Annotated in this window: 9 protein-coding genes and 3 tRNA genes; 4 read left to right on the top strand and 8 right to left on the bottom strand. The window is 35.9% G+C overall.

Features of this window, described 5'->3' with window-relative positions; genetic code table 11:
- The 3 genes from IGI50_RS04005 to IGI50_RS03995 form a co-directional block, all read right to left on the bottom strand.
- Positions 1-4,983, bottom strand: coding sequence for a SpaA isopeptide-forming pilin-related protein (locus IGI50_RS04005; RefSeq protein WP_438776221.1), 4,983 nt, complete (start codon positions 4,981-4,983; stop codon positions 1-3).
- 21 nt (positions 4,984-5,004) lie between these two features.
- Positions 5,005-6,807 (bottom strand): SpaH/EbpB family LPXTG-anchored major pilin, encoded by a 1,803-nt coding sequence (locus IGI50_RS04000; protein ID WP_245001287.1) that lies wholly within the window; start codon positions 6,805-6,807, stop codon positions 5,005-5,007.
- 587 nt (positions 6,808-7,394) lie between these two features.
- The gene (locus IGI50_RS03995; protein WP_311816446.1) at positions 7,395-8,504 is read right to left on the bottom strand and encodes a tyrosine-type recombinase/integrase; all 1,110 of its coding nucleotides are present in this window, start codon (positions 8,502-8,504) and stop codon (positions 7,395-7,397) included.
- A 1,117-nt stretch (positions 8,505-9,621) separates the two neighbouring features.
- On the opposite strand from IGI50_RS03995, the gene IGI50_RS03990 reads away from it, so the two are divergent.
- Positions 9,622-11,112 carry a helix-turn-helix domain-containing protein gene (locus IGI50_RS03990; protein WP_438776220.1) on the top strand — a complete coding sequence of 497 codons (1,491 nt, stop codon included), beginning with the start codon at positions 9,622-9,624 and terminating at the stop codon, positions 11,110-11,112.
- A gap of 205 nt (positions 11,113-11,317) precedes the next feature.
- Here the strand turns inward: IGI50_RS03990 and IGI50_RS03985 are convergent, their stop codons facing one another.
- Both IGI50_RS03985 and IGI50_RS03980 read right to left on the bottom strand, forming a co-directional pair.
- Positions 11,318-11,905 (bottom strand): hypothetical protein, encoded by a 588-nt coding sequence (locus tag IGI50_RS03985; protein WP_438776219.1) that lies wholly within the window; start codon positions 11,903-11,905, stop codon positions 11,318-11,320.
- Between the two features lie 27 nt (positions 11,906-11,932).
- Positions 11,933-12,484, bottom strand: coding sequence for a hypothetical protein (locus tag IGI50_RS03980; RefSeq protein WP_438776218.1), 552 nt, complete (start codon positions 12,482-12,484; stop codon positions 11,933-11,935).
- Between the two features lie 475 nt (positions 12,485-12,959).
- On the opposite strand from IGI50_RS03980, the gene IGI50_RS03975 reads away from it, so the two are divergent.
- The 3 genes from IGI50_RS03975 to IGI50_RS03965 all read left to right on the top strand — a co-directional run bounded on the left by IGI50_RS03975 (position 12,960) and on the right by IGI50_RS03965 (position 13,227).
- Positions 12,960-13,032: transfer RNA gene (locus IGI50_RS03975), tRNA-Asp, on the top strand.
- Positions 13,033-13,043: 11 nt separating this feature from the next.
- Positions 13,044-13,133, top strand: a tRNA-Ser gene (locus IGI50_RS03970).
- Positions 13,134-13,139: 6 nt separating this feature from the next.
- Positions 13,140-13,227, top strand: a tRNA-Ser gene (locus IGI50_RS03965).
- Between the two features lie 57 nt (positions 13,228-13,284).
- Here the strand turns inward: IGI50_RS03965 and IGI50_RS03960 are convergent.
- Genes IGI50_RS03960 through IGI50_RS03950 form a run of 3 tightly spaced genes read right to left on the bottom strand, consistent with a single transcriptional unit; the run spans position 13,285 to position 15,552 of the window.
- Positions 13,285-14,139 carry a DUF7916 family protein gene (locus IGI50_RS03960; protein WP_438776217.1) on the bottom strand — a complete coding sequence of 285 codons (855 nt, stop codon included), beginning with the start codon at positions 14,137-14,139 and terminating at the stop codon, positions 13,285-13,287.
- Positions 14,136-15,188 (bottom strand): oxidoreductase, encoded by a 1,053-nt coding sequence (locus IGI50_RS03955; RefSeq protein ID WP_438776216.1) that lies wholly within the window; start codon positions 15,186-15,188, stop codon positions 14,136-14,138. Before IGI50_RS03955 ends, IGI50_RS03960 begins: the two co-directional genes overlap by 4 nt.
- A gap of 37 nt (positions 15,189-15,225) precedes the next feature.
- Positions 15,226-15,552 carry a PTS sugar transporter subunit IIB gene (locus tag IGI50_RS03950; protein ID WP_010746631.1) on the bottom strand — a complete coding sequence of 109 codons (327 nt, stop codon included), beginning with the start codon at positions 15,550-15,552 and terminating at the stop codon, positions 15,226-15,228.
- Positions 15,553-15,561 lie beyond the last annotated feature (9 nt).

Below are 15,561 nucleotides of genomic sequence, written 5' to 3'. Positions count from 1 at the left end.
TTACTCTCCTTTCTTTTTTGGTTGACGATAGTAATACGTAATACCACCAAATCCAGCAGCCATCGTTATTGCTGCACCAATTAGAAGACCAAATACCCATTTATTTGCACCAGTGAAAGGCAATTCTGTTGACTTATCATCTGAGGCAAATAAAGCAACATTCTGATTTCCTTCTACAACTTCTACATCAATCAATTCCTTGATAAGCTCATACCCTTCTGGAGCCTTCGTTTCCTTAAGCTGATAGCTTCCTTTATACAGATATTCGAACATCAAATAGCCATTTGTATCCGTATCAGCGGTCGCAATGGGTGTCGTTTCCCCTTTTTTATAGATCTCAAATGTTGCGCCTTTTAATGGCTTCCCGGTTGCTTTTTCTTCGTCACTTAGCTTTCCATCCCCATCTGCATCAACTGCGCTGCCTGTTTCAAATTTAAAGAGACGGATAGTTGCCGGACGAATTAATCCAAGATTCACATTTTCAATTTTGTACGTAGGCGCTTCGGCGTTCTCGATACTATTCAAATCTTTTAACAGTGGTGCCTTGTATCCAGGCGTTTTATAGGTATCCGGGTCCGCTTTCGAGTTTTTTGTTGGATCGTCCCCAACCTGCTGTTTTGTGACATGGAATTCTTTTTTCTCTACACGGCTACCTATAACAAACTCCGCAACATAGGTTCCTTCTGGTATCGCCGCAAAGGTATATTTTCCATTTTTGTCCGTTTTAATCAACGAGTTTCCAGATGAATCAACAAACTTTTCACCTGTTAAACTAGCTTCAACCAATTTATCTTTGTAATTTTCATCAGCCAAGCTTGTTCGATAAAGTTTTACTGGGATATCCTTAGCAAATTCTTCTAGGCCACCTGCTGATTTATTCCCAATTAACCCATCCAAATTATCGTCATACCAAACGACACCTGTTAACTCACGTCCATAAACTCGTGTCCAGACTGCTTGTGATTCTACCGGCATATTTAGCCTGGAGTTCATACTTGCATCATTGACAAATACATCTCCAGCTTTTTGAGCTGTAGGTTTAACCTTCACTGTTAATTCGACTTCCTTACCAACATCTAACGAAGGAACTGAAACTAGGACAGCTTTCGCATTCTTTATAGCAGATGCTGCAGTCGTTCCCGAGACATAGTTTGACCATCCTGAAATAGTATTTGGATCTGTCTTTTCATCCGCTGAGGAATTCGTATAACTGATGGTGGCTGCAGGCTCGTTAACAGAAATTTCTTCAATCGTGTAAGTTCCTGAAAGCTTGGTCCCTCGAGAGTCTCCATCATAAGGTAAGACATCTAGTAACTTGGCTTCTGGAATTGCAGCGGCACTGTTATTCACCATCTTTACCTTATAAGTAATCGTGTTATCCACACCTAGAGGATCCGTTTCGCCAAGTTCGATTGCTGGTTTATTGGCCTTCTTGCTTAAAATAATCTGTTGAATCAACATTTCGATAAAAGTATCTCTAGATGAACGAACCCCTTCAACGCTTTTATCATTTATAGAAGTATTATTACTTACGCACATTTCTCCAACTGTTTTAACAATAAGACTATCAGTATAACCACTCTCTTTAAAACTTAACTGAGTAAAATCGGATTTTGCTGTAAAGTTAACTTCAATTCCTTTTTTTCGTTGATCATTGGTTAATTTCCTAAAATCCCAACGGAGATCCGTAGTACCATCAGTATTTGGCGAAATGATTGGGTCTTGTAATTTGTTTCCATCTCCATCAACTGAAGAATCATTCTTATAAGAAATTCCTTTTGGCAAATTGGTGGTAAGCGCACCATCATAAGTGACTGAGTCACTTCCATTCATAACCCCAGTGACTTTTATATCAATGTCTTCATTGGATTGATAAAGATTTTTTTTAACCTCTGTCTTTGTTGTAATAGCCATATTTTTAATGAAAATACTATCGCCAATGAAATTCCAATATTCCATATTTTTTGTCAATAAATTACCTGACGAATCAAAAGTTGAAGGAACGTACGTCCCATATTTTTTAGCATCCGTGTAAAACCCACTTTTTCCAGGATTCGAACTTCCTCCATTAGGAGCTTCATATACAATTTTTCCATCTTTATCTACAAATTGATGGGCAGCCAAAACAACTAATGGGTTTTTCTTTGGAGAAACACTTCCTGGGTTGCCAATTACAGTAACAGGTATATGTGGACCTGCTTGAATATTTTCTCTAGCCCATTTAGTAGGATGTCCCCAATCATGATCAAATGTAGCTTTATAAACCACCGCTCCAATTTCCCCGTGTAGTATGGCTTCTTCTGGTGTGTTATACCACGTATAGAACTTTTTGTTTTCAGCAATTTTACTTACTCTCATTGTATATGGAGGTGTGTTAGTAGGTATTATGGGAACACCATATTGAAAAGTATGAACCATATTTTTGGTTGTATAAGTATTTCCATATGCTTCTCTATTCAAGTCATATTTAAATGCACTAGGATCCCACATGACTATATGTTCTGTTCCTTTTACAACGATCGTATTCTTAGTAAAGGCATAATCAAAAAGACCTGCTTCTTGTCCTTGCGAGACTTGAGCGTTTCCAACACCCTTTGAAGCATTTGGTTGTCCTACTGATGCAGATGAATAGGGTTTCCCCCACATATCATCATATGCTCCTCCAATTGTTGGTACTCCGATATTTGGTGCACTTGTGTACGATCCAGGTGGTGTGATTACATCCGGAAACCATATAGTTGAATCGTTACTCGTTTTGATATTGTCATAAGAAACTTCGTCAACATACAAGCCCATTCTATATTGCGTCCATTTATTTTTAATCCCAGTATTAAATGTTGTCGTTTTATCCCATTGATAAATTAACTCCATACTCGAAAAGGCTTTGGAAGTTGCCGCAGAAGTTCTATTTCCAGTCATATTATAGGTGTAAGGATTTAATACCCCTACATAGTCGCTGTTTTTAACATTCGTTACATAATTTCCATTAGTATTAGTGAATACTCCTGAAGAGAAAACACCTATTTCATCAAAGCCTGTCTTAGGGACTGATGTATAAATTTTATTCGTATTTGCATTTGGAATATCTAATGGTCTAACTATTTTGTCTATATTTACAGTACCCGTTTTTTGCCAAGCAGCTTTACTGCGATCTTTCATTGCTGGAGAATAGGCTTTCATAGAAAAAGCTGTGTATTGGGTTGCAGACATAGATTGTTCCTCATTAGCACCAATTTGATAAGCACCTTTTTGCTTAATCTGATAAGTAATTGGTCCCGTTGGGAATGTAGAACCTTTATAGTCTCCTTTGTCCCTACCGGGTAATTCTTGTAAAACAGTAACAACTCCAACATCATAGGCATTGATATTAGTATTACTTAAACCAAAAACTGAACTATCCTTCACCTCTCCTTGCGCGAGTCTTATACCTACTGAAGGTTTTGCTGATACAGTCGTTTCAGGTACTTCTTCTTCTAAAAACGAATTAATATCGTATTCTTTATTAAAGGTCTCTATTGTTCCCGTCTTCTTATTTTTTGCTGATACAATTTCTAATGTAAATTGTGGTAGTATTTTCGTTGAGTTAGCAGCTCCGTATACGTTGAGTATAATGGGTACAAAAACCTGTCCAGTATCTGGAATAATAGATTCCATAACTCCTTCAGAAAACTGTGATCCTTCTTCTCCATCGGAATTATCGATATATTGACCATTGGCAATTTCACCATTATTTCTTGGCGTCTTATCTGTTACTTCAATCGCATTTGGCATCTTAGCAATCACTCGATATCGAATATCTGTATACTCGACATTCTTTTTAGTGTTTTGAATAGAAAAAGATGCTAAATAACCAATTTGATCAAAAGATCTAATAATTTTATTTTCTTCTCCACTATCATGTCCGGCTTCGTCATCGGTATCGAATTTGGCTGTTCCTGTCTTAACAGATAGATTGGCATCTCGGATAATAATTGGTGAGTCCTGTTCAGATTTGGTCTTAGCTTCAATTTGAGCTGCAGTATTTTTCAGAAAAACTGGTTTTTTTAGAGAATCTTTTTCTGTATAATTTCCTTTTTCAAGTTCCTCATCTGTTTTGTCGGTTTCTTTTGTTTCGACAAACAATACTCTTTCATAGCTTTTTGGTGATCCTATTGGTACCTGAGCAGACGACTCTTCCTCACCAGTTTCCTTTTGAACAGGCGGATCATTTTTATTCTCCGTGCCTTTCGGATTTTCTTCTTCAACAGTCTTTGTTTCTTCTGACGGTGAACTCTGATTAACAGCCTCTTCGGATAAACTGCTCGTTTCCTCTGTCAATGATGGTTGTGTTTCTTCGGAGACTTGTTCAGACGAATCTTCTTTACTCTTAGTTGATTCTTTTGTTTCCTTATCAACTATAAAGTCCACAAGCACCTGGCTTTTCTTTTCGTCTTCTCGGCTTTGTAGCTCCACTTTAGTCGCATTTGAACCATTTCGCTCAACACGTAAATATAAGCTGCTTCCTTTTTCTAAATTCAAATAATATGAATCTAGCTCTCCAGAGGACGTAATCTGTGCAAATTCAGGAGCTTTTTCCTTAATTTCTGAACTTCCTGTCTTTGAATCACTTGAGGCTTCATTACTGGCTCCCTGTCCACTGTCACTATTATAAAAAGTAGACATATAATTCTTCTCATCGAAAATGGAAACCGTTAATTGTTCGTTTTTCTCATCGATTAAAGTGAGTGAATAGCCAGGATCTTTTTTTACCTTATAGAGCCCAGTCTCTTTGGCTACGACCTTGATCAAAGCGCTATTTTCAGTCGTCTCAATCAGCTGATCTTGACTTTTTTTATCTCCTATAGGTGAAACATCAACCAAATCACGAGAGCTTAATGCTTTTAATATTGGACCTTTAGGAGTGATCAAAAAGATGATCACTCCTAAAAGGATAATGATGGGAAGAATTATAAGCATTTTTTGTGACTTATTTACTTTCTTCATTGTTCCCATCCTTTCTTAGCTCTATACTGCACGTCTTTTTTTATCAATTACAACTGCTGTAGTACCAATTGCAATGGCTCCTAGAGCAATAACAATCATAAGAGTCATACCATCTCCACCAGTAAATGGAAGATCTGTTTTTTCTTTATTTTCTACATCAACAACTAATTCGGCAGCCGAATCCAGAGTAACAACAACTTCAACTGGGTTCTTTAATAATTCATAACCACTTGGTGATTTTGTTTCGACAATCCAGTAAGATTTTTTGATTTTGTCTTTTTCCCAGGTTGCTTCAGATGGAATAGAAGGATCTTGTTTCCCATCTCCATTACTATCTGTAAACCAATCAAGTTTAAGACCATCGAATTTTGCTACTCCATTTTCATCAGATGTAGTCGTCAAAAATGTAACACCATTTGGTAACGCTGGTGTTGCAGTGCCATCATCATTTAAAGTGTATGATTTACCATCTGAAGCGAGATATTTTTTCGCATCTGCATTCTCTTTTGTTTCAGCAATATAGAACTCCGCACCTTTTAATTTCTTCGATGTATCTTCAGAAGATTTGCTGATTTTAAATCCACCATCAAAATATTCTGGTTCATCACTTGTTCCTGTAAAAGGTTTTTGCCCTGGAATTAAGTAGTTTACATCGTATTTATTTGAAATGGTTCCATTGAAGTCAGTTAATGCCTTTACTTTATAAACAACTTGAATCTTTTGATCTTTATCTGACTCAACCTTCTTCATTCCTTCTTGAGTTAAGCTGACAAGAACTTTTTTGGCAGAGTTCGCATCTGCTGTAACTTTTGCAGGGGCGGCTACTTCGGTACCGTTTAATGACACCTTGTACTCTTTACCATTTGTCAGTGTCGTCCATGTAGTCCCGTCTTCTCCCAAAACACGCACTTCAACATCTTCTAATGCTAATCGTGTATCAATATCATCGACTACTTCAAAATAATCTGCATACACTTCAGTTCCTGCAACAACATCTAAATTGGGTAAAGCATTTCCTTCTCTATCGAATCTGTTAATAATTGTCATATCTTCTGGTACTTTGTTATATAAGCCTTTTGGCAGTTTGGTTGTCGCTTCCCATTGGAAGGAATTCCCTGCTTGAATCGAGAACCCCTTTCCACCTTCTACTGTCTTGTCTAGCTCAGTATCGGTTACAATGTTTTTTGGATAAACATGAACATCGTAAATCAATTTACCTGTATCATCACGTTTAGTTTGTGGCAAGTGTACAAAGAATGGCGCCATTGGCGAGCTAACTTCTTTACGTTTTCCGTCGGCATCCGTATAGTAGTAGACTTCTTTGCCATCTACAATTTCAGGTACTTCTCTAACTAAGTAAATGCCATCTGCAGCTTTTCCTGTTCCAACATCAAAGGTTAATTTACCTCCAGCATCTGTTTTACCTGTCAGCTTAGTAAAACTGGTATCTTCTTCCCAATCAGTTCCTTTTGTAGTTGTTAATGGATCTGTCAATGGTTTATTTGATAAAGGTTTCACTTTGATAATTTCAAATGGAACATCTTTCATTAATTTTTTCCCATTTAAGTCAGGAGCTTTACTTGGATCTGGATTTACACCATCTCCTCGTTCACCAAGTTCAGCAGTACTATTAATCTCATACTTCCAAATTGTGATAGAACGTTTAGATGTATTATCAGAAACTCCATTTGAGCTAATATTCTGCCCTTCTGCATGAGCTACCAGAATATCACCCACTGGCGCCATTACAGCCAAACTGGTAAATAGTGTTGTTGTTACAGCAACTCTTGCCAATAAATATTTTCTCTTTTTCATTTTTTTCATAACTCTTTCTCCTTTTACTAAATAATTCTTTGATTAACCCATAAATAACTTGTTGTTTCCTACAAAGAACTGAATGATTTTTTAATGGCAAACACTCCTTTCGAATTTGACTTCAGTTGCAACAATATAGCTACCATACATTCAAAAATAAAGTGAAATATGTTAAAATATTAGTACTGGTATACGAATATTTTCATCTGTTTTTAGACTTTATAATGCATAGACTTTAGTACGATGTAGTTGTTTCAACTGATTTTTTTTCTTGTTCCTGACACAAACAAGAAAAAGAAAAAAAATACTATTAAATACGCTTGGATTGCCACTCTTTGACGGTTGATGACGGCTTAAACTTTTTTCTAAAATAAAAAAGCTGTGACGCATACTGTGCTTTTGATTACTACAATAAATTTAAACGAATTAGCCATTGGGTTATGGAAAGGCAAAGAGCCTTTATTTTTTTGTTCTGACTTTCGAATGAAATTAGATAAAAAGACGTTCCAAACTCAAATTATGAGTTTGAAACGTCTTTTATTTACAGTTTGAAGCTAACTCAGTTGAGTGACTTTTCTTGTCCTTTCGAGAAAAAGTTAAGCTAAAAATTTTTCCATATTATCAATAGTTTGTATCCTTTGCTCCATCATCGAATCAGCATAGATATCTAATGTCATTTTTGCTGAAGCATGTCCTAATAAAGAACTAACGGAGGCGATATCGGCATTTGATTCTAAACAACGTGTAGCAAATGTATGTCTCAATTGATGAAAATGAATGTGTTGAAGCCCTACATTTCTTCTTATTTTATGAAAATGGTATGTAATTAGCCGTGGTTCACAAGGCTTATTTTTATTAGAAAAAACATATATAGTATCGTTTAAATTATATCTTCTTAATAACCATTGCTTTATATCCTTACTCATCGGAATTCTTCTAACAGATGTATGTGTTTTGCTTCTTGAATAAAGTAACTTTGTTTTGTTAATGGAGCCTTTTAACGGGATACGTTGCAGTGTATGTTCCACAATAATATAGTTTTCTTCAAAATTTATATCTTTCCATTTCAATGCTGATAGCTCTCCTATTCTTAAGCCTGTTCTTAATGAAATTAAAACAGCTAAACCATAGCTGTCTACTGTCTTATAAGCTTCTTTTTCCAATTTTTTTTGTTCTAACGTTGTTAAGGCCCTAATTTTTTTTCGCTTCTCTGAAGGTAGTTCAATAAACTCGCAAATATTCTCTGAAATAAACTTCTTTTTTACAGCATATGAGATTATATTATTTAGTATTCTAAAGACCACCTGAATAGAACTAGGTGAAAGGCCATTGCTTTCCCATGTTTTCACTACTCTTTCTAAATCTTCTGTACTCAGTTGATTAAGTTCAATATTACCTATGTATGGCAAAATATATTTTTTTATCTTGTGAGAATATCCGGCATAAGTTGATTGTTTTACTCGTTTCTCGATAGACATTAACCATTGATCGATCCACTCTTTTACTGAAATCGCCAATTCACCATGCAACTCTATGATTTTTTGGTATTTCAATTTGTAGGCATATAGTGAATCTCGAACTTCATGATAACTTTTACCGTAAACATAACCATAAATGATTTTTCCATTTTCTCGTCGTCCTTTTATATACCTTCCTTCCCATCTACCATCTTTTCTTTTATAGATATTCTCTCCGCGTTTTCCCATATCTAAACCTCCTATAGTTATTCCTGACGGTTTAAGCGACGGCTTTTATCAGGTAATGAAATCAATATGCTTATTAATTTTAGTTTTATTTAAAGTTATATTTTAACTCAAAAAAAATCAAATTTTATTCTAATAAAAAAACTGTTGACTGCAAAATGGTATTTGATTATAATCTTATTAGAATTATGAAACGCATGATAAAGTTTAGTTACTATTTTTCTTGTTTGTGTCAGGAACAAGAAATTTTTTTTGTTCTAATTAGATTAAATCTGTAGTAATAAACGTTTTCAAAGAAAAAGAAGAGAATATATCTCTTCTTGGTCTGATAGCCATTCCGCGCTTGAATTAATTCCCCCAAATTAAGTTTCACATTTATATACACAGAATAATCCGTAATTCCATCATTTTCTCTCTCCTAAGTAAGGTAGTTCAGCATCTTAAATGGGTTAACACATCTAGTCTCTCTTTGTATATCGATTACTAACCACAGTAAAAAAATTCTTCTTTATATCTAGAGTTGTTGGAAAAAGATATGGCTCTCCCAATGAACAAAAAATACTGGCACTTAAATGTTCCATGTCTGATAGCGCTATTGTTGTTTTTCCTTTTTTATAAATTGATTTTGAATTTCTTTATTCACTCACAATTCTACTAACAAAAAAGGACGTCCAAAACATATATACACCTTCTTAACTACTAAACATAGATTCTGAAGAACGCTAAGATTATTGTGATGTACAAGTTTTGAATTCATTTAAATCCTGGTACATTATTTTACGATATAAAAAATCTATCAATTCGTGTTTTTTGGTCGTAAGAAATACTCTTCTTTTTGTATCTGCTCTCCTTTAACGAAAATTTTTTTGAAAGTAGCTTAATTTATACTTTGTTTATTCATTGATGAATGTACGTATAAAAAACTTATTTGAAACACTCACTTTCCTATTTAATATTATCCAAAAATATTCATCATCATAATCACAAATTGATATTTATAATTTATGTTTTTGATGGTAATTCTGATTGTTTTACATTATGAACTGTTTTATTTAAAATATTTTTAACAGTAGTTTTTTAATAAAAAAACTTTGATTTTGTAATCATTTGGAGAGGGCTCATGAGAACAGGAAACGTACATTTTGGTTTTATTTCTGCTGATGAACAGTTAGAAATACGGATCGTAAACTATTTAGATCAATGTCCTCGATTTGTTACAGTTAGTGAATTATCACGTGAATTTAACATTACACAAACTAAAATCCGAACGATTCTAAAGAGATTAGAAGACCGTATTTATAAATTCAATCATCCAAATTTAACTTATACCTTATCAAAGAAAAAGGGTGTTAGTTTCAGCACTCCTGAAAACGGAGATTTGAAAGAGCTCAGTGCTTATATAATAAGACAAAGCCCATTAGTACAACTTTTCTCATCTATTTTTTTTGAAACCTTTATTAGTGTTGCTAGATATTCTCAGAGGCATTTTCTTAGCGAAGCGACTGTTCGTCGATATTTAAACAAGATTCGAGAAATTTTGAGAAATTACGATTTAACTATTACTAAAAGTAGTTTTGAAATCGCTGGGTCCGAAAATCAAATTCGTTTTTTTTTATTTATTTTCTTTTGGCGGATTTATCGTGGTGTCGTTTGGCCTTTTCCTACAGTTTCTGAACAATCTATTCATGGATCTGTTAAAACCTTAATTGAAAAAAACATCATCAAACAGTTAGTCCCTATAGAAGAACGGCGAGTAATGTATTATATCGCTATTTTGCGTATTCGTTTAAGAAATAAACACTTTATTTCTATGGAAAATCAGCGGTTAGAACAAAGTTTTCATGAGACATACTTCACCTCATATTTCTCACTTTTAACTAAAACTAATTTTTCAAATAAAGAAGAAGCGCACTTTTCCTTTAAGTTTTTTTTAGGCTTAGATTGGTTAAAACCATTGAGACAACAATATTTTTATGAATCTAAATATGAGAGTGTTACCTATAGATCTACACAAACTTTTTTCAAATATTTTGAAGAGGATTTTTTTATCATCCCCTCTGATAAAAAATTGGAGCTTGAACTTTTTATTTTCCGGACCCACACTCTCGCACGAATGTTTACTAAGTTTGATATGGATGAGAATGGACTGTTTTACGATGATATTCTTTCTATTTATTATCCAAATTTGAAAAAGCGATTAGAGACTTTTATTCGAAAACTACAGAACTCTAAAGAAGCATTATTTTTAGAAATGAAATTTCTGATTATTCATTATGCTGAACTCGTTTTAGTTATTGACAAACAGACTTGCTTTGAAAAGGAAATCTTATTAACTTTTGATTCAACTTTACCTAAATATTTACAAATTAACCAAATCAATAGAATCCAGTCATATTTTGAGAGCTTTTTCAACTTAATAATTATTCCTATTGATTCGATCTCAAATCCCGAAAAGATTGATTTTGTTTTAACGTCTATAGCTCTTACTGACTATTCAAAACTTTTTCCAAATGCTCAAATATTGATACTGAATCGTATGATTCTTCTAAACGACTTCCAAACAGTTGAAAATGCTCTTTTAAAATTTCTTGCTCATACACCGAATTCGTAATCTATCAATTATTTGATTAATTACTTAAAAAGCAGCACAAATTCGTTATACTTACGAATATGTGCTGCTTTTCGATCTCTTAAACTAATTATCTTACATTTCTTTCTCTGAGAAAATCTATTTAGCTACAAGCCTTATGCTTGTTTTGTTCACATCCCCTTTTCAGGCAAGCCCAAACATTCACTGTTCAAGCTTCATATATTTTTTATATAGCGACAAAGGAATTCAGCATCTCATCAACAACTTCGCTGTTCCTCTCAAAGAATGAAGGTAGACCAATCATGTTAATAACTACATAATCTGTCTCGGTCTCTACTATATAGAAACGAACTTTTCCATTCATCCCTTCAGAGTTTCCAGTTAAGTCGTATAGCACACCTTTATAATGCGTCGTTTGGTACGGTTCTTCATTGACGGTCTCTTCATTTATTTGAAAATCTTCTGTTGAAGTAATTTGTTCTCGTATCTTATTTTTAAATGTATCAAAGCCATCGACATCGGTCTTCTTTAATCCATAGATCATCAAGCCATCTGAAGTCTCTTCATTACTCGCACTAAAGGAAAACTCTTCGTCTTGAAGAACTTCCCAATTATCTATAATTTTTACTTTATAATTTGTTCCTTCAATTTGAAAATCGACATCCTTTAAGACAAGCTTCTTTTCCGAAGAGGAAGTTTCTACTGAAGAAGATACCTCTGTCTGTTTTTCTGAACTATCCGTTTCATTTGTTCCACCAGAGCCGCAAGCTGCTAGTACACCAAGCAGCAATGTTAAAATAAATAATTTTTTCATTCGTATACTCTCCAAGCCTTCGATTTTTTATATAGGATCTTCCTCGCTAGGAATCGCATTTGTGTCTTCTTGGGTAATCATAATATTCCCTAATTCTGTTAGATCAGGTCTTAGATAGATAACTTGGATTTTGGCATCAGGAATCATTCCATTTACAGAATCCATGATGGGCTTCATTTGTTCTACCATCACTGGTTTTAATGCTGCCGCATCCATGATTAATCCGTCATCCTCTGCGAATGTAAATTTATAGACGATCGTATGATCTTCTCCAGCAAGAATTTCTATATTCGAATACACACCACTAAACTGCTCCTTCATCATAGGAAGCTGTGTTTGGGCAGCTCTGATCATATAATCAAATATACTGGAGTTTGAATTCGCTCCTTCAGGACTGACAGACTCCTCTGCGAATGTTATTTCAGATGAAGCGGTAGTGGATGATGATTCTGACTTTTGTTCTGTGGATGATTCTTTGTTGGCAGCGTTTTTTGCGTTTGTGCCACTCTCGCTAGCAGAACACGCTGCTAAACTCGTAAGCGCTACCCCTATAACCAACATTTTTACAATCTTTTTCATAATAAACCCTCCCATTATTTTTATTAGCTAAAGCAGTAACCCTTCCTATGCCTTTAAGCTAATACAACCCTGAATCATGATATTTTTAACTAATCCTCAGTAAATCCTGATAGCTGTTTTATAAAAATTATTCCCTACTATTAAAATAGCATATGTCATAATTAAAATGAATAAAATTTTAGAATAAATACTAATAAAAAACATTATCGCCCGGAATAAATAGTTTTTATAAAAATATTTTTAGTTTTTACCCAAAAAAATAATTTCTTTAAATATAATAAATAAAAGAACGTTTTTCTTGATTTCTTTATAAGGTTCTTGATAATACTTGCTCTAAAACGTTGTTTAATTTTTATTATCTGCTTGTTTTCATTAAGTTTTTAAACAAAAATACACAACATCCTCGTTATTTTATTCAGCTTTCGTTGGTTGCGAAGAGAACGGTCTTTCGCTATACTATTTCTTGTGTCATAGAGGTTCCGTGGTGTAGGGGTTAACATGCCTGCCTGTCACGCAGGAGATCGCGGGTTCAAATCCCGTCGGAACCGTTGATCCTAATGGAGGATTACCCAAGTCCGGCTGAAGGGAACGGTCTTGAAAACCGTCAGGCGGGTAACACCGTGCAAGGGTTCGAATCCCTTATCCTCCTTCTTTTGGGGAAGTGCTCAAGTGGCTGAAGAGGCGCCCCTGCTAAGGGTGTAGGTCGGGAAACCGGCGCGAGGGTTCAAATCCCTCCTTCTCCGTACAAAAAACTGCTGAAACTTAGTTAAAGTTTCAGCAGTTTTTTTGTATTCTAGGTCTTATCGATTGGCTGAACGCGCCATGCGAACAAACGTATGACGTCTGCCGCGAATAGCTACAGAAGCTTCGAAAATTGTGGTAGGTACAGCCATCCCGGAGACTCCGGCATCACCTAACTCAAAGACATCTGCGCCCGCTCGCTTGGCCGCAAGCGCCATTTGCTGGATGGTTTCCTTATCCGTACCTTCTTGTGAGGTTCCAACTGTACAAGAAACTAATGCTCCCTTTGCTCTTACTGCCGAAATGATTTCTGAAAGTTTTTCTTCAGTAACTCCGGCAACTGCTCCAGGACATGGCAGTACAAGCAAATCCACGCCAGCCGCTACATAGCTTAATAGATCATCTAATGACATATCCATTCCATGACTGTATACCGGATTAAGCATCAACAGTCCTTGATAATGCTCTCTTGTTAGTCGAATATCAGAGATGATCCGCTCAGGCGTCGCCTCTGGCTTCACGTAAGCCGTTAAGGAAAGAAAGTCTGGGCCTTTCAAGAGTGCTTCTTGAATCGACTCTTTGTTTACTTGTTTGAAGGTCGGAATGCCATCTGCGATTTCTAAGTTTAGTCCGATTCCTGTCCCTGTTAGTTCTCTCAACTGGGATAAATGGTCAATCTCGCCGATACCACTGATGGTCATTTTTTGAACATCGATTGCCTTCAGTAATAATAAATCTGCGCCAAAGGCAGCCGCCATCTCCCCATTTGTCACTTCAGGATATAAGGGCGTCGTTTCTGCCGCAATGTCTGTTAAGATGACTCTTCCTTCCGAGGCTTTAATGGCTTCCTTTAATTCCAAGGGTGTCGCGTCTTTTCCATAATCTGAAGCGGTACAGGCTAGAATTCGTTTCATACTAACGCCTCCATTGTGTAAACACTTGGGCTGGATTGATGGAACCCTGCTTCCAAGATCTGGATATTCGTTAATGCTTCTTCTTGTGATACTAATGGCTCCGCACCATTTTTTAACGTTTCGTAAACAGCGTCATAATAGCGTCCGTAATCGCCGACTGGTGTTTTTATTTGTTTTTCGATCCAATCGCCATTGGCATTTTTATAACGTGCGATCCCGTAGTACATGACAGAATCTTCGCCAAATCCTGGTGATCCCGGCATTATTCCAGCTTTTAAATCATTCTCCTGCTGGTCTTCTCCATATTTTACAAAGGAGCCGTTTTCTCCATGAAGAATAAATCGCGGATAACTGCTGGCTACGACATGATTGGTTTTTACTTTTACTTTAAATATATGTCCGTAATGCAGATCGACATCAAAGTAATTATCAACCCCTGATTCTACTTCATTGTTCCGAATATCATAGGCTACCTTATCTGGACGGCCAAAGAGTGCGATCATACGATCCATCAGATGAATACCTAATCCGTAAAAAGAACCGTTTTCTTTTACCCCAGGCTCAGTAATACTTCCTGGTCTGTAATAATCAATATGCGTCTCTACTTCATTCAACTGACCTAAAAAGCCTTGTTCGACTACTTGCTTCACTGCTAAGTAATCCCCATCGAACCGGCGATTTTGATAAGGCATAACTAATACGCCTTGCTCTTTGCCAAGTTCAAAAAGTTCTTTGGCATGCTCCAAGGTATCACAAAAAGGTTTCTCGACAATGACAGATTTCCCAGCTTGAATAACCTTCTTCGCCAATTCATAATGCGTGTGCGCAGGAGTACAGATTGTTATTAATTCGATCTCTGAGTCCGTCAACAACTCGTCAATCTCTGTAGTAAATTCAACACCCTTTTCCCGATACGGCGCAGCCAATGCTTCGTTAATGTTTAGATCAAAAATCTTCTTCACCCGCAGGTTCTCTCTAATAGTGATATACGGCAAATGATACCGATTGGCACTCTTTCCAAATCCAATGAAACCCATAGTAACTGTCATGATCTTCTTCCTTCCAAATCCATCCTGATTGTTTTTTCTATTCGCCTTGCTTCTCACGATTTTCTCGGATCAGCATCAAGGCTTCTTTTAAAATTTTGTTCGCATTTAGTCGGCCAAAGTCCTCGGCATTGATTGCTTGAACAGGAATTCTCGTTCCTAAACGCTCCGCGATTGTGTCTCGCATAAACGCGATTTGCGGACCTAATAGGACAATATCCGCCTCTTTACTTTCGGTATCTACCTTGGGTTCAGAAACAGCCCAAATTTTTACTTTTAATCCATTCGTATCCGCGACTTCCTGCATCTTCTTGACCAAAAATGAAGTGGACATTCCCTCGTTACAGCATAATAAAATATTTACCATGATCGTTCC

Origin of the sequence: Enterococcus sp. DIV0170, from assembly GCF_051710765.1 — a bacterium.
GTDB lineage: Bacteria > Bacillota > Bacilli > Lactobacillales > Enterococcaceae > Enterococcus_A > Enterococcus_A raffinosus.
Note: the sequence above shows the minus strand (reverse complement) of the source record. Positions and strands in the feature narration are given on the sequence as shown.

Bases quoted from the DNA above. Each gene is read 5' to 3' on its own strand.
- IGI50_RS03980 (WP_438776218.1), bottom strand. From the start codon at position 12,484: ATGAAAAAGATTGTAAAAATGTTGGTTATAGGGGTAGCGCTTACGAGT.
- IGI50_RS03950 (WP_010746631.1), bottom strand. From the start codon at position 15,552: ATGGTAAATATTTTATTATGCTGTAACGAGGGAATGTCCACTTCATTT.
- IGI50_RS03960 (WP_438776217.1), bottom strand. From the start codon at position 14,139: ATGAAACGAATTCTAGCCTGTACCGCTTCAGATTATGGAAAAGACGCG.
- IGI50_RS03995 (WP_311816446.1), bottom strand. From the start codon at position 8,504: ATGGGAAAACGCGGAGAGAATATCTATAAAAGAAAAGATGGTAGATGG.
- IGI50_RS03955 (WP_438776216.1), bottom strand. From the start codon at position 15,188: ATGACAGTTACTATGGGTTTCATTGGATTTGGAAAGAGTGCCAATCGG.
- IGI50_RS04005 (WP_438776221.1), bottom strand. From the start codon at position 4,983: ATGAAGAAAGTAAATAAGTCACAAAAAATGCTTATAATTCTTCCCATC.
- IGI50_RS03990 (WP_438776220.1), top strand. From the start codon at position 9,622: ATGAGAACAGGAAACGTACATTTTGGTTTTATTTCTGCTGATGAACAG.
- IGI50_RS04000 (WP_245001287.1), bottom strand. From the start codon at position 6,807: ATGAAAAAAATGAAAAAGAGAAAATATTTATTGGCAAGAGTTGCTGTA.
- IGI50_RS03985 (WP_438776219.1), bottom strand. From the start codon at position 11,905: ATGAAAAAATTATTTATTTTAACATTGCTGCTTGGTGTACTAGCAGCT.